General features: G+C 66.7%; 17 protein-coding genes. 7 read left to right on the top strand and 10 right to left on the bottom strand.

All coding sequences use genetic code 11. The annotated features are described in order from the left end of the window. Positions 1–10: 10 nt before the first annotated feature. Complete coding sequence (gene dapB / locus GL279_RS01780; protein ID WP_155062909.1) at positions 11–817, bottom strand: 4-hydroxy-tetrahydrodipicolinate reductase; 807 nt, start codon at positions 815–817, stop codon at positions 11–13. 70 nt (positions 818–887) lie between these two features. On the opposite strand from dapB, the gene rbfA reads away from it, so the two are divergent. The 3 genes from rbfA to truB are packed head-to-tail and all read left to right on the top strand — an operon-like array spanning position 888 to position 2,975. Beyond that, entirely contained in the window at positions 888–1,322 is a 435-nt protein-coding gene (gene rbfA, locus GL279_RS01775) for a 30S ribosome-binding factor RbfA (protein WP_155062908.1), read from the top strand. Then, a complete protein-coding gene (locus GL279_RS01770) occupies positions 1,312–2,067 on the top strand; it encodes a phosphodiester glycosidase family protein (RefSeq protein ID WP_155062907.1) in 756 nt (251 codons plus the stop codon). Before rbfA ends, GL279_RS01770 begins: the two co-directional genes overlap by 11 nt. After that, complete coding sequence (gene truB / locus GL279_RS01765; RefSeq protein WP_155062906.1) at positions 2,067–2,975, top strand: tRNA pseudouridine(55) synthase TruB; 909 nt, start codon at positions 2,067–2,069, stop codon at positions 2,973–2,975. Before GL279_RS01770 ends, truB begins: the two co-directional genes overlap by 1 nt. On the opposite strand, the gene GL279_RS01760 is transcribed toward truB, so the two are convergent. The 9 genes from GL279_RS01760 to GL279_RS01720 all read right to left on the bottom strand — a co-directional run bounded on the left by GL279_RS01760 (position 2,960) and on the right by GL279_RS01720 (position 9,866). Further along, positions 2,960–3,805 carry an aldo/keto reductase gene (locus tag GL279_RS01760; protein ID WP_155062905.1) on the bottom strand — a complete coding sequence of 282 codons (846 nt, stop codon included), beginning with the start codon at positions 3,803–3,805 and terminating at the stop codon, positions 2,960–2,962. The genes truB and GL279_RS01760 overlap by 16 nt on opposite strands. Positions 3,806–3,821: 16 nt before the next feature. After that, complete coding sequence (locus tag GL279_RS01755; RefSeq protein WP_170293899.1) at positions 3,822–4,748, bottom strand: MBL fold metallo-hydrolase; 927 nt, start codon at positions 4,746–4,748, stop codon at positions 3,822–3,824. 107 nt (positions 4,749–4,855) lie between these two features. Beyond that, positions 4,856–5,503, bottom strand: coding sequence for an RluA family pseudouridine synthase (locus GL279_RS01750; RefSeq protein ID WP_155062904.1), 648 nt, complete (start codon positions 5,501–5,503; stop codon positions 4,856–4,858). Continuing rightward, positions 5,500–6,126, bottom strand: coding sequence for a LysE family translocator (locus GL279_RS01745; RefSeq protein ID WP_155062903.1), 627 nt, complete (start codon positions 6,124–6,126; stop codon positions 5,500–5,502). The genes GL279_RS01750 and GL279_RS01745 overlap by 4 nt, the downstream gene beginning before the upstream one ends. A 46-nt stretch (positions 6,127–6,172) precedes the next feature. Then, positions 6,173–6,571 (bottom strand): GFA family protein, encoded by a 399-nt coding sequence (locus tag GL279_RS01740; protein ID WP_155062902.1) that lies wholly within the window; start codon positions 6,569–6,571, stop codon positions 6,173–6,175. Then, entirely contained in the window at positions 6,549–7,004 is a 456-nt protein-coding gene (locus GL279_RS01735; RefSeq protein WP_155062901.1) for a GAF domain-containing protein, read from the bottom strand. The genes GL279_RS01740 and GL279_RS01735 overlap by 23 nt, the downstream gene beginning before the upstream one ends. Next, positions 7,001–7,819, bottom strand: coding sequence for an NAD-dependent epimerase/dehydratase family protein (locus GL279_RS01730; RefSeq protein WP_155062900.1), 819 nt, complete (start codon positions 7,817–7,819; stop codon positions 7,001–7,003). Before GL279_RS01730 ends, GL279_RS01735 begins: the two co-directional genes overlap by 4 nt. Continuing rightward, positions 7,816–8,652 carry a glycosyltransferase gene (locus GL279_RS01725; protein WP_425495598.1) on the bottom strand — a complete coding sequence of 279 codons (837 nt, stop codon included), beginning with the start codon at positions 8,650–8,652 and terminating at the stop codon, positions 7,816–7,818. Before GL279_RS01725 ends, GL279_RS01730 begins: the two co-directional genes overlap by 4 nt. Continuing rightward, positions 8,649–9,866, bottom strand: a complete 1,218-nt coding sequence (locus GL279_RS01720; RefSeq protein WP_155062899.1) for an NAD-dependent epimerase/dehydratase family protein — start codon at positions 9,864–9,866, stop codon at positions 8,649–8,651. The genes GL279_RS01725 and GL279_RS01720 overlap by 4 nt, the downstream gene beginning before the upstream one ends. A gap of 152 nt (positions 9,867–10,018) precedes the next feature. Between GL279_RS01720 and GL279_RS01715 the strand changes: the two genes are divergently transcribed. From GL279_RS01715 to dnaQ, 4 genes are all read left to right on the top strand, one after another. Continuing rightward, positions 10,019–10,465 (top strand): RrF2 family transcriptional regulator, encoded by a 447-nt coding sequence (locus GL279_RS01715; RefSeq protein ID WP_155062898.1) that lies wholly within the window; start codon positions 10,019–10,021, stop codon positions 10,463–10,465. An 82-nt stretch (positions 10,466–10,547) separates the two neighbouring features. Further along, positions 10,548–11,411 carry a shikimate dehydrogenase gene (locus GL279_RS01710; RefSeq protein ID WP_155062897.1) on the top strand — a complete coding sequence of 288 codons (864 nt, stop codon included), beginning with the start codon at positions 10,548–10,550 and terminating at the stop codon, positions 11,409–11,411. A gap of 3 nt (positions 11,412–11,414) precedes the next feature. Then, a complete protein-coding gene (gene coaE / locus GL279_RS01705) occupies positions 11,415–12,011 on the top strand; it encodes a dephospho-CoA kinase (RefSeq protein WP_155062896.1) in 597 nt (198 codons plus the stop codon). Beyond that, positions 12,004–12,568 (top strand): DNA polymerase III subunit epsilon (dnaQ, locus tag GL279_RS01700; RefSeq protein ID WP_155062895.1); only part of this gene is annotated, 565 nt, incomplete at its 3' end. The genes coaE and dnaQ, both read left to right, overlap by 8 nt.

The raw sequence follows: 12,568 nt of genomic DNA, 5'->3' as shown, positions 1-12,568 counted from the left end.
CGCGCCGGGGTCAGAGGCCAAGCACATCCGCCATGTCATATTCACCCGGCCCCTTGTCCTGCCCCCAGATCGCGGCGCGCAGCGCGCCTCGCGCGAAAATCGCCCGGTCGGTGGCCAGATGGCGCAGCACCACCCGTTCGCCCGCCGTGGCAAAGATCACGTCATGTTCGCCCACCACATCGCCGCCACGAATGGCGGCAAAGCCGATGCTGCCCTTTTCGCGGGCGCCGGTGATGCCTTCGCGCGCAGGGGTGCGCAGATCGGCCAGAGTGGTGCCGCGCCCCTCGGCTGCGGCTTCGCCCAGCATCAGCGCGGTGCCCGAGGGGGCATCGACCTTGCGGTTGTGATGCGCCTCGACCACCTCGATGTCCCAATCCTCGCCCAGGGCGGCGGCCACCTTGCGGGTCAGCCCGACCAGCAGGTTGACGCCCAGGCTCATGTTGCCGGCGCGGATGATCGGGGCGTGGCGCGCGGCGGGTTTCAGCGCGACAAGCTGGGCGTCGGAAAAGCCGGTGGTGCCGATGACATGCACGGCGCGGGCCTGCGCGGTCAGCTCGGCAAAGGCCAGCGTCGCCTCGGGCGTGGTAAAATCGATCACCGCCTGTGCCGGGGCGATGGCCTCGACCGCATCATCGGTGGCGATCACGCCGACCGGCGCGCCGCCCATCGCCTCGCCCACGTCGCGCCCGATCCAGCCGCTGCCCGGGCGCACCACCGCCCCCACCAGCCGCGCCTGATCCGAGGCCAGCACCGTGCGCATCAGCATCTGTCCCATGCGCCCCGAGGCGCCCGTGATCACGATTCCCGGCTTGTCCATGCCCGCCCCCTTGCTTTGCGCCCGTTCTATCCCGTTGCGGCCCGGCCCGCGACCCCCTACATCTGGCCCCATGGCACAGAACCGCTTTCATTCCGGCAATGGTCCCTCGCAGCGTCAGCTTCGCGTGGGCGAATTGATCCGCCGCACGCTTTCCGATGTCCTCGCCCGCGGGGATGTTCATGACCCGGACCTGAACCGGCATTCGATCACCGTGGGCGAGGTGCGCACCTCGCCCGATCTGAAGGTCGCGACGGCCTATGTCCTGCCTCTGGGCGGGCAGGGCGCCAAGGATGCGCTGGCCGCGCTGCGCCGCAATGCGCCCGAGCTGCGGCATCTTGTGTCAAAGGCGATGACGCTGAAATACGCGCCGCAGCTGCGTTTCGTGCTGGACGAGACCTTCGACCGCATGGACGACACACGGCGGCTGTTCGCCGATGAACGCGTGCGCCGCGATATCGAGGGCCAGGACGACGACGCCCGCGACGACGAGAGCGATGAGGATTGAGCTGAAGCGCCGGCTGGGGCTGGCGATCGGCGCGCTGATCGCGATGACCCTGCCCGCCGTGGCCGGGATTTGCGAAAAGCGTGATTTCGACGGGCAGGGCTATGTCGTCTGCACGCTGGACGGCGCACAGGAACCGGGGCTGAAGCTGTGGCTGAACGGCCCGGACGGCAAGGTGCTGGGCGATTTCAGCGGTGTGCGCCGCAACCTGCCGCAGGGGCAGGTGCTGGCCTTTGCGATGAATGCCGGCATGTATCATCCCGATTACCAGCCGGTCGGCCTTTACATCAGCGATGGCGAGAAGGCCGGCGATCTGGTGACCGCAGGCGGCGACGGCAATTTCGGCATGCTGCCGAACGGTGTCTTTTGCGCCGGTGGCAAGCGGCCCTATCAGGTCATCGAAAGCCGCGCCTTCGCCAAGGCCCGGCCGCAATGCCGCATCGCCACGCAATCGGGACCGATGCTGGTCATCGACGGCGCGCTGCATCCGCGGTTTCTGGCCGACAGCGACAGCCGCTATATCCGGAACAGCGTCGGCGTCTCGCCCGATGGCCAGACGGTGTGGTTCGCGATTTCCGACCGCGCCGTGACCTTCCACGAATTCGGCCGGCTGTTCCGCGACGGGCTAGGGGCGCGCGATGCGCTTTACTTTGACGGCTCGATCTCAAGGCTGTATGCCCCCGCGCTCAACCGCGCCGACTTCGGGCGGCGGCTGGGACCGATCATCGGCTATACGGAACAGGAATAATGGCACGCAAAAAAGGGCGCGAGATCCACGGTTGGCTGATCGTGGACAAGCCGGCCGGCGTCGGCTCGACCGATGTGGTCGGCAAGGTCCGCTGGGCGCTGGACGCGAAAAAGGCCGGCCATGCCGGAACGCTGGACCCGGATGCGACCGGCGTTCTGGCCATCGCGCTGGGTGAGGCGACCAAGACTGTGCCGATCCTGACCGAGGCGCTGAAGGCCTATGATTTCACCGTGAACTGGGGCGCCGAGACGGCGACCGACGACGCCTCGGGCGCGGTGCTGAAATCCAGCGACAATCGCCCGGATGCCGATGCGATCCGCGCCGCCCTGCCCGTCTTTACCGGCGAGATCATGCAGGTGCCGCCCAATGTCTCGGCCGTCAAGGTCGAGGGCGAGCGCGCCTATGACCTTGCCCGCGAAGGTGAGAAGCTGGAGCTGGCCGCCCGCCCGCTGTGGGTGGAATCGCTGGAATTGCTGGGGACGACACCCGACAGCGCCGATCTGCGCATGGTCTGCGGCAAGGGCGGCTATGTGCGCGCCATCGCCCGCGATCTGGGCCGGGCCCTGGGCTGCCTTGGCCATGTCGCGCATCTGCGCCGGATCTGGTCCGGCCCGTTCGACGCGCAGGACGGCATCGCCTTTGACCGCATCGACCGTGCCAATCAGGCCGAGATCGAGGCCGCGCTGCTGCCGCTGCACGCCGCGCTAAACGACCTGCCGCAGATGCAGGCGACCGACATCGGTGCCACGCGCATCCTGAACGGCAATCCCGGTCAGGTGCTGGGCCATGCCGAATTCGGCGAAGAGGTCTGGGTCAGCCGCAACGGACAGGCGCTGTGCATCGGCCGCTACATGGGCGGCGAGGTGCAACCCGGTCGCGTCTTCAACCTGGGTCAGAATTCCTCGTAAGTCGCGGGGTCCTGCCCCTTCAGCCGGCCATTGGGGCGCGCCAGCGTCGCGATGGCCTGCATATCCTCGGGCGTCAGTTCGAAATCGAACAGCGACAGATTTTCGCGCTGCCGCCCGGGGTCTGCGGATTTCGGGATCGGCACCGCGCCGCGCTGGACATGCCAGCGCAACACCACCTGCCCGCCGCTGCGGCCAAGCCGTTGCGCGATCTGCTGCACCACCGGCTCGTCCATGATCTCGCGGCCGCGACCCAAAGGGCTCCAGCTTTCGGTGGCGATGCCATGCGCGCTGTTAAAGGCCAGCTGTTCGTCCTGCGGGAAATAGGGATGCAACTCGATCTGGTTGACCGAGGGCAGCACCCCGGTTTCGCGCTCTAGCGTCAGCAGATGCTCGGGCAGGAAATTGCACACCCCGATCGAACGGATCAGCCCGCGTTCGCGGGCCTCGATCATCGCCCGCCACGCCTCGACGTAAAGGCCCTGCCTCGGGTTCGGCCAGTGGATCAGGTAGAGGTCGTAATAGTCCAGACCGGCCCGTAGCAGCGATTCTTCGATGGTGGCGATGGCCTCGGCATGGTGCTGGCGCCGGCCCGGCAGTTTCGAGCAGATGCGCAAATCGCCGCGCGCCAGCCCCGAGCGTCGCACCGCCTCGCCCACGGCACCCTCGTTTTCATAGTTGAAGGCCGAATCAAGCAGCCGGTAGCCCGCCTCTATCGCGCCCACCATGGCCGCAACCCCGGCCTGACCGTTCAGCTTGTAGGTGCCGAATCCTACGGCCGGAATGTCGCTGCCATCGTTCAGGGCCAGCAGCGGGATTGCATCTTGCGGCAAGGCAGTCTCCTTGGTCTCAGGTGAATTGATAGGTGGCAGGCACATAGCGCCATGCGCCGGCGCTGTTCGGGGCGATGAAGCCCACCGCCGGGAAGGGCATGTGATAGCCGACAAAGGGGATGCGTTCATTGGCCAGCCGCACCAGCACGCGGCGGCGGGTGGCCGCGCCCATCACCTTGTCCACGTCGAAACGCACGTGCCATTCGGGATGCTGCACCGACCAGACGTAATGGTTGAAGCTGTCGCCGGTCAGCAGCAGCTTTTTCCCCTGACTTTCCAGCAGATAGGTGGTGTGCCCCGGCGTATGGCCGTGGGCGGCCTCGGCGCGCACGCCGGGCAAGATCTCGTCACCGTCCCCGATCAGCCGCGCCTTGCCGATCAACGGCGCGACTTTGGCCTTATAGGCCTCGGTCGGGTTGGCGGCCCAGTATTCGGCCTCGGCCTGCGGGGCGATCAGCTGCGCGCCGGCAAAGACAGGGGCGTCGCCCTCCATCAGCCCGCCGATATGGTCGGGGTGCATATGGGTCAGCACGACATGGCCGATGTCCTCGGGCTTGACCCCGGCCAGGGCCAAAGCGGCGCGCGTATGGGCGGGCTCCATGCCGGTGTCGAACAGGACCAACCCCTCGGGGCCGCGCAGCAGAACCGGCGTGAACGAGCCTGCGGCCCAGTCCGAGGGGATGAAATTCTCGGCACTGACCTTGGCAAAGGTCTCGGGCGGGATGTCCAGCCCGAAGGTGCCGATGGGATCGTCATTGCGGCCGCTGCCGGCCAGCGCCGTCACCAGCTCGAACCCGCCCAGCCGAAAGGCATGCACCCGGCCCTGAAACCCCGGCGCCGCAGACGCTGGCGCAGTTTGGGCCACGGCCGGCACCGCCAGCAGGGCCGGCATGGATCCCGCCAGCAGCAGCGCGTTCCGGCGACTCATTGCGATCTCGGACATCTCTGCCTCCCCTTTGCCATTCGCCCGCTCAACCCGCCCGAGCAGCTGGGGTTCCGCTGTCTGGCCCAGATTGGCGTGCGGGGGCCGCGCCGGCAAGGATAGGGTGCCTAGAACGGCGCGGGTGCCGAAAAGCCCAGCATGACCCCGGTTTCGGGGTGCTTGAAGCGCAGGGTTTCGGCATGCAGCATCAGCCGCGGGAAATCCGCCGCCGCGCCCGAGGCATAAAGCGGATCGCCAAGGATCGGATGGCCCAGTTCCGCCATATGCACGCGCAATTGGTGGCTGCGCCCGGTCAGCGGCATCAGCCGCACCCGGGTTTCGCGGTCATCGGCCCGGACCACGCGCCAGTCGGTCTGGGCCGGCCGGCCCTCGGCATGATCGACCTTTTGCCGGGGGCGGTTCGGCCAGTCGACGATCAGCGGCAGATCGACCGTGCCGGTCTTGGGCTCCAGCCGGCCCCAGAGCCGCGCCAGATAGGTCTTTTTCGTGCGCCGTTCCTCGAACTGCCTGGACAGATGCCGCTGCGCATGCGGCGTCAGGCCAAAGACCATCACGCCCGAGGTATCCAGATCCAGCCGGTGCACCAGCAGCACGGTCGGAAAAGCCCCCCGCAGCCGCTCGATCAGGCAATCGGCGCGATCCTCGCCCCGGCCCGGCACCGACAAAAGGCCCGAGGGCTTGTTGACCACCAGCACCTCGTGATCGGCATGGATGACCTGCGGCTGTTCCTCGGTCGGTTGATAGACAAAGCTCATTTCCAGACCATCCGCAGCGCCAACCCCGCAAACAGCACCGAGGCCACGCGGTTCATCACCCGCATCCGCGCTGCCAGAGCCTTGCCGGCGAGCCCGGCGGCGATGCCATAGCCCATGGTGACCAAGGTGCCCGAGCAGACGAACATCAGTCCAAGGCCCAGAATTTGCTGGCCGATGGGCCCATATTCGGGCCGGGTGAATTGCGGCAGGAAGGCCAGTAGGAACAGCACCGGCTTGGGGTTCAGAAGGTTCGACAGCGCCCCGCGCGCCAGCACCTCCCAGCCACCGCGAGCGATGCGCGCGCCGCCGGCCGGTGCCGTCGCGCGCCAGCTTTTCCACGCCAGCAGCGCCAGATAGGCCGCGCCGGCATATTTCACCGCCAGCAGCGCGCCCGGATGCGCCGCGACCAGTGCGCCCAGACCGACCGCCGCCAAAGCCACATGCACCATGCCACCGATCCCGACACCAAGCCCGGCCAAAGCCCCGGCGCGCGGCCCGCCCTGAATGCCGCTGGCGCTGGCAAAGACCACATCCTGTCCCGGCGTCAGGTTCAGCGCCAAGGCGCCGGCCATAAAGGCCAGCACTTGCTGCACCGGAAAATTCGCCATCGTGTCCCAGATCATCGCGCACCTCGCTGGGCCGGGGTAATGCTATGCGCGGGGCGGCGCGTCAATTCTCGGCCGGGTCCTGCGGCAGGCCGTCGGCGATCTCGTAATAGTCGCCCTTGTCGGCGACAAAGATATGGCCCAGCAAATGCAGGCCGGTCGGGCTGTCGATGGCGCCCGCCGCCACGTCGATGATGTCACTGTCGTCATGCTGCCAGAACAGCGACGAGCCGCAATTGCCGCAAAAGCCGCGCCGGGCGAAATCCGAGGCGCGATACCATTTTGGCGTGCCCTTGATGGTCAGGGATTTCGGCAGGATCGCCGCCCAGTAATGCCCCGACCAGCGCCGGCACTGGCTGCAATGGCAGGCCTTCAGGTCGTTTGTCGCGTCATGGGTGCCGTGAAAGCGGATCTCGCCGCACAGGCAATGGCCGGTGAATTCAACCTCGTCCGAAGCACTCATCCAGAATCTCCCGCAGGCGGTCGGCGTCTTCCTGGGTGAAAGCGTCGGGCTGGTTGCTGTCGATGTCAAGGACGCCGATCAGCCGGTCCGCCGCGCCGATGACAGGGATCACCAGCTCGGAGCGGGTCGAACTGGCGCAGGCGATATGGCCGGGAAAGGCATCGACATCCGGCACCAGCTGGGTTTCGCGCGTCCGCGCTGCCGCGCCGCAGACCCCGCGCGAGAGCGGGATCACCAGACAGCCATGGCCGCCCTGATAGGGGCCGATCTTCAGCGTATCGGGTTCGGTGACGCGGTAAAAGCCGGTCCAGTCGAAGCGGTCGTCGGCATGATGGATCTCGCAGGCCAGCGTCGCCATCAGCGCCACCTCGTCGGTTTCGCCATGCGTCAGGCTGCGCAGGGTCCGGGCCAGTTCGGCGTAATCGACGGTCATAGGGCGTCCTCGATAATGGCGGGAAGGTCTTGGTGCAGGCGCAAAAGCCCGTCGGGTTGCCAGCCCAGATCGTGCAGCCGGTCGCAGAGGGGCACGCGCAAAACCCCGGCATCCGAGCGCATCGGCGGCGGATGCGGGCTGCCGGTCAGGACGGCCACGCCCGACAGAAGCTCATGATGATCCAGCAGAATATCGCTGACGTTATAGCTGCCGGACATGCCCGGATCGCCCAGCACCAGCAGCGCGGCATCGCCCAGATCGGCGCCATGCACCTCGGTCGCGACGCGGGGCGGGACCGGGCGGCCGGCGATGAAATCGCGGATGAGGCCGGCCCATTTCTGCGGCTTGCCGGGGCCAAAGACGCCGGTTGGGCGCAGGCTGGCGGTGCGGAAATCGGGGCCGGCCATCTGGGCCAAAACCGCCTCGGCCTGCGCCTTGACCTCGCCGTAAAGGTTGATCGGCGCGGGGGGCAGGTTGTCGGTCAGGTCGGTCCCGGGGTCGTGGCCGTCATGGACGGCGCGAGAGGACAAGAACAGCACCCGGCCCACGCCCTGATCACGGGCGGACTGGAAAAGATCCAGCGTTCCCTGCAGGTTGGCCTGCACGAAACCATCGGGATCGTCGCCTTCGCCGCCGCGATAGCGGCCGGGGACGTGCTGGAAGGCGGCATGGATCAGCGCGTCTTTTCCCGTCAGATCAACGGGCTGACCAAGGCGCCAGCCGGGCAGGGGGTCGATGTCATGGCCCGCTGCGATGGCTGCGCGGGCGATCCAGCGGCCCAAGAGGCCAGAGGCTCCGGTCAGGGCGATTTTCATGGTTGCGGCGGGTCCGGCAGGTCGGCCAGATCGGGCACCGGGCCGTCGCCGGCATGCGCGTGCCAAAGGTCGATCAAGGGGCGCAGGGCATCGGCCTTGGCGTGATTTTGCCAAGGTTTTTCATACTGATAGTGCAGCACGCGGATGTCCTGCCAGCGCCAGAGTTGCGGCAGGTTCAGCCAGACATATTGCAGCATGTTGTCAAAGACCGGCAGGCCGTGCCAGTTCGGGAAAAACGTCTCCAGAAAGCTTTGGTCGGTGCGGCGCCAGAAGGTGCCGGGCTGATCCAGCGCCGCCAGCATCCGGGCGAAGGTGTCCTGCGACGGACGGGCGGTGAACACGCCGGAATTCAGGCGGTGAAAATCCGCGAGGCTTTCGTAAACATTTGGCGCGGCTGAGAATTCCGGGTAGTCAAACAGCCGGTCGATGTTTTGCAGCACGATGGCGTCGGCATCGATAAAGACCACGCGCGCGTAATCCAGCTGCCAGAGGCGCAGCTTGACGAAGTTGTCGAGCGGCGTGTGGAAAGGCGGCTTTTCGCCCTTGGTGAAGGGGGCGATGCCATGCACCCGGTCACGGGCATGCAAAGCGTTGAAATCGCTGGAAGTGGGCAGCAGATCTGCGTGCACCACGCGTACACCGAGCGTACACAGCCCGTCGATCAGATCCGGCGGCAGGTCGGTATAAAGCAGCACCAGATCGGCGGTGGTGCCGGTGCGGATCAGGGATTTGAACAGCGCCATCGCCCCGGTGACGTAATCGGGGTTGGTCGCCAGCGTGACGAAGGCGCGGTCGGACCGCGCCTTGCCTGTCAGATGCAGTCCGGTGGTCACGATACGGAACGCAGCCTTTTGCCCTCGGGGTCGTGATCGATGCGCTTGGCGATGTCCTTGGTCCAGGCCGAGACCGCCGGCACGCGCGAGCGGTCGATGCGATGGGCGTATTTGCGCGCCACCTCGACCACTTCGGACAACAGCCCCTCGGCCAAGGTGATCGGCTTCAGACCCAGCGCCAGAAACTGATCGTTCTTGACGATCAGGTCGTTTTCCTCGGCCTCCTTGCGGGGGTTCGGCAGATAGGCGACCTCGGCCCCGGCCAGCCGGGCGACCATTTCGGCCAGATCGCGAACGCGGTGGGTTTCGGTCATCTGGTTGAAGATGCGGACACGCTCGCCCGCCGCAGGCGCGTCTTGCAGCGCCAGCTCGATGCAGCGCACCGAATCCTGAATGTGGATAAAGGCCCGGGTCTGGCCGCCGGTGCCATGCACGGTCAGCGGATAGCCGATGGCGGCCTGGATCAGGAAGCGGTTCAGCACGGTGCCGTAATCGCCATCGTAGTCAAAACGGTTGATCAGCTGTTCGTGCCGGCGGGTCTGGTCGGTATGCGTGCCCCAGACGATGCCCTGATGCAGGTCGGTGATGCGCAGACCGTCGTTCTGGGCGTAGAACTGGAACAGGATCTGATCGAGCGACTTGGTCATGTGATAGACCGAGCCGGGCCGCGTCGGATAAAGGATCTGCTGTTCGCGCGGGCCGGTGGGCGTATCGATCTGCACGTCCAGATAGCCTTCGGGGATCGGCGCGCCGACCGAGGAATAGCCATAGACGCCCATGGTGCCCAGATGGACCAGATGCGCGTCGATGCCGGTTTCCACCAGCGCCGCCAGCAGGTTATGCGTCGCGTTGGTGTTGTTGTTGACGGTATAGACCTTGTGGCGGTCGGTCTTCATCGAATAGGGCGCGGCGCGCTGTTCGGCGAAATGGATCACCGCATCGGGGCGGGTCTCGGCCAGCCATTGTTTCAGCCGCTCGTATTCGGTGGCGAGGTTCAGCAGGTGGAAATGGATGCGGCGGCCGGTCTGCTGATGCCAGATCCGGCAACGTTCCTGAATCGAATCCATCGGCGTCAGCGACTGCACGCCCAGTTCAGTGTCGATCCAGCGGCGCGAGAGGTTGTCGACGATATGGACGTCATGGCCCAGGTTCGACAGGTGCAGGGCGGTTGGCCAGCCGACGAAGCCGTCGCCCCCCAGAACAGCAATGCGCATGATCGTCCTCCTTCGTGTTGCCGACACGGAATGCGCCGGCAATGTGTCAGAATTATAACGCTTTGACGATAGTCCTGCGTTCCGTGCCCTCACACGCCGAGTTTTTCGGCGAAATCATTGCAAGCTGCGACGGCGATCATTATTGATTTTCCATGATCTCGCAGAAGACAAAATATGCCATCAAGGCGCTGATGGCGCTTGCTGATGAAGTGGCCGCAGGCGGAAATGCGCTGACGATCGAAGAGATCGCCACGCGCTCGGGCGCGCCAAAGCGGTTTCTTGAACATATCATGCTGGAACTGCGCAATGCGGGCTATGTCGGCTCGCGTCGCGGGCGGGCCGGCGGCTATGTGCTGATCAAGCAGCCGAAGGAGATTTCCATCGGCGAATTGCTGCGTCAGGTCGATGGTCCGATCGCGCCGCTGCCCTGCCTGTCGCGCCGGTCCTATCAGCGCTGCGAGGATTGCGACGACGAGGCGACCTGCCGGCTGCGCAAAATGTTCGGGCAGGTGTTCTGGTCCTATCTGCTGCTGATCGAAAGCCTGACCCTGGCCGATCTGGTCGAGGAAGGCAGCATGGCCGCCATCGGCGTCGAATAGCGCGTAACGCTTGACCCGCGGCGGCACGCGGGCAGGAATGCATGACCGGGCGGCGCACGCCCGGAGACGAAGGGGGGGCCGCATGACATCGGACAGCCAGAACCAGACCGCAAACCCGCCGCCGCAGGTGCCGATCGCCGGGGTGCTGGGCTGGCCGATCGCGCATTCGCGGTCGCCGGCGCTGCACGGGCATTGGCTGGCGCGCTATGGCATCAAGGGCCATTACGTCCCGGTCGCTGTCGCACCCGAGCATCTGGCCGAGGTGCTGCACACCATGCCGCGCATGGGCTTTGTCGGCGCCAATGTCACCATTCCCCATAAAGAGGCGGTGCTGGCGCTGGCCGATGTGGTCACCGACCGCGCCGCGCTGATCGGCGCCGCCAATACGCTGATCTTTCGTCCCGATGGCACCATCCATGCCGACAATACCGACGGTTATGGCTTTATCGCCAATATCCGGCAGAACGCGCCGGGCTGGATCCCGGATCTGGGACCGGCGGCGGTGATCGGTGCCGGGGGGGCGGCGCGGGCCGTGGTCGCCTCGCTGCTGGAAAGCGGCGTGCCGGAACTGCGCATCACCAACCGCACCCGCCTGCGCGCCCAACAGATCCGCAGCGAATTCGGCGCCAAGGTGGTGGTCTATGACTGGGACGATGCCGGCGCCATGCTGGAGGGCGCGCTGACCGTGGTCAACGCGACCTCGATGGGCATGGTGGGCAAGCCGCCGCTGCGCGTGGCTTTGGACGCGCTGGCGCCGGGCACGCTGGTCACCGATCTGGTCTATACGCCGCTGATCACGCCGTTTCTGGCCGAGGCGCAGGCCCGCGGCTGCGAGATCGTCGACGGGCTGGGGATGCTGTTGCACCAGGGCGCGCCGGGGTTCGAGCGCTGGTTCGGCCATCGCCCCGAGGTCGACGAGGCGTTGCGCGCCGCCGTTCTGGGCTAGGCGATGGGCTTTCTTCTGGGCCTGACCGGCAGCATCGGCATGGGCAAATCGACCGCCGCCGGCATGTTCCGCGATCTGGGCCATCCGGTCTGGGATGCCGATGCCGCCGTCCATGCGCTTTATGCGCCGGGCGGGGCGGCGGTGGCGCCGGTCGCTGCGGCATTTCCGGGCGTGGTACAGGGTGGTGCGGTGGACCGCGTGGCGCTGAAGGCGCGGCTGGCCGCCGAGCCTGCGGGCTTTGCCCGGCTGGAGGCGATCGTGCATCCGCTGGTGACGCAGGACCGGGCCGGGTTCATCGCCCGCCATGCCGGGGCGCCGATCATCGTGCTGGACGTGCCGCTGCTTTACGAAAACGCCATGCAGGGGCAGATGGACGGGGTGGCGGTCGTCTCGGCGCCGCCCGAGGTGCAGCGCGCCCGCGTGCTGGCCCGGCCCGGCATGGACGCGGCGGGGCTGGCGCTGATCCTGTCGCGGCAGATGCCCGATGCCGAAAAGCGCGCGCGGGCGGATTGGGTGATCCCTTCGGAGACGCTGGAGGGCGCGCGGGCCGCCATCGTGGACATCTGCGCCGCGATCATGGCAAAAGCCCCACATGCGTGAGATCGTTCTGGATACCGAGACCACCGGCTTTGACCCCGCCACCGGCGACCGGATCGTCGAGATCGGCGCGGTCGAGCTGATGAACCACCTGCCCACCGGGCAGACCTATCACGTCTATATCAACCCCGAGCGGGCGATGCCGCAGGAGGCCTTTGCGGTGCACGGGCTTGGCGACGATTTCCTGCGCGACAAGCCGAAATTCGCCGAGGTGGCGGCCGGGTTCGTCGAGTTCATCGGCGAGGATGCCAAGCTGGTGATCCACAACGCCCAGTTCGACATGAAATTCCTGAACTGGGAGCTGAAATCCGCCGGCTATCCGGTGATGCCCTATGCCCGCGCCGTGGACACGCTGGAGATCGCGCGCAGCCAGTTTCCGGGGGCACAGAACACGCTGGACGCGCTGTGCCGGCGCTTTCGCATCGACAACTCGAACCGGACGCTGCACGGCGCGCTTCTGGACAGCGAATTGCTGGCCGAGGTCTATCTGGCGCTGCGCGGCGGGCGGCAACCGGGGCTGGTGCTGGAAGCCGCGCGCGGCGACGGCACCGGGGCGGGCG

Source organism: Paracoccus limosus (assembly GCF_009711185.1).
Classification (GTDB): domain Bacteria; phylum Pseudomonadota; class Alphaproteobacteria; order Rhodobacterales; family Rhodobacteraceae; genus Paracoccus; species Paracoccus limosus.
The sequence above is the reverse complement of the archived record's forward strand: the minus strand, read 5'-3'. Positions and strand labels throughout refer to the sequence as shown.

Coding starts and splice junctions, on each gene's coding strand:
- dapB (WP_155062909.1), bottom strand. CDS start 817: ATGGACAAGCCGGGAATCGTGATCACGGGCGCCTCGGGGCGCATGGGA.
- rbfA (WP_155062908.1), top strand. CDS start 888: ATGGCACAGAACCGCTTTCATTCCGGCAATGGTCCCTCGCAGCGTCAG.
- GL279_RS01770 (WP_155062907.1), top strand. CDS start 1,312: ATGAGGATTGAGCTGAAGCGCCGGCTGGGGCTGGCGATCGGCGCGCTG.
- truB (WP_155062906.1), top strand. CDS start 2,067: ATGGCACGCAAAAAAGGGCGCGAGATCCACGGTTGGCTGATCGTGGAC.
- GL279_RS01755 (WP_170293899.1), bottom strand. CDS start 4,748: ATGTCCGAGATCGCAATGAGTCGCCGGAACGCGCTGCTGCTGGCGGGA.
- GL279_RS01750 (WP_155062904.1), bottom strand. CDS start 5,503: ATGAGCTTTGTCTATCAACCGACCGAGGAACAGCCGCAGGTCATCCAT.
- GL279_RS01745 (WP_155062903.1), bottom strand. CDS start 6,126: ATGATCTGGGACACGATGGCGAATTTTCCGGTGCAGCAAGTGCTGGCC.
- GL279_RS01740 (WP_155062902.1), bottom strand. CDS start 6,571: ATGAGTGCTTCGGACGAGGTTGAATTCACCGGCCATTGCCTGTGCGGC.
- GL279_RS01735 (WP_155062901.1), bottom strand. CDS start 7,004: ATGACCGTCGATTACGCCGAACTGGCCCGGACCCTGCGCAGCCTGACG.
- GL279_RS01730 (WP_155062900.1), bottom strand. CDS start 7,819: ATGAAAATCGCCCTGACCGGAGCCTCTGGCCTCTTGGGCCGCTGGATC.
- GL279_RS01720 (WP_155062899.1), bottom strand. CDS start 9,866: ATGCGCATTGCTGTTCTGGGGGGCGACGGCTTCGTCGGCTGGCCAACC.
- GL279_RS01715 (WP_155062898.1), top strand. CDS start 10,019: ATGATCTCGCAGAAGACAAAATATGCCATCAAGGCGCTGATGGCGCTT.
- GL279_RS01710 (WP_155062897.1), top strand. CDS start 10,548: ATGACATCGGACAGCCAGAACCAGACCGCAAACCCGCCGCCGCAGGTG.
- coaE (WP_155062896.1), top strand. CDS start 11,415: ATGGGCTTTCTTCTGGGCCTGACCGGCAGCATCGGCATGGGCAAATCG.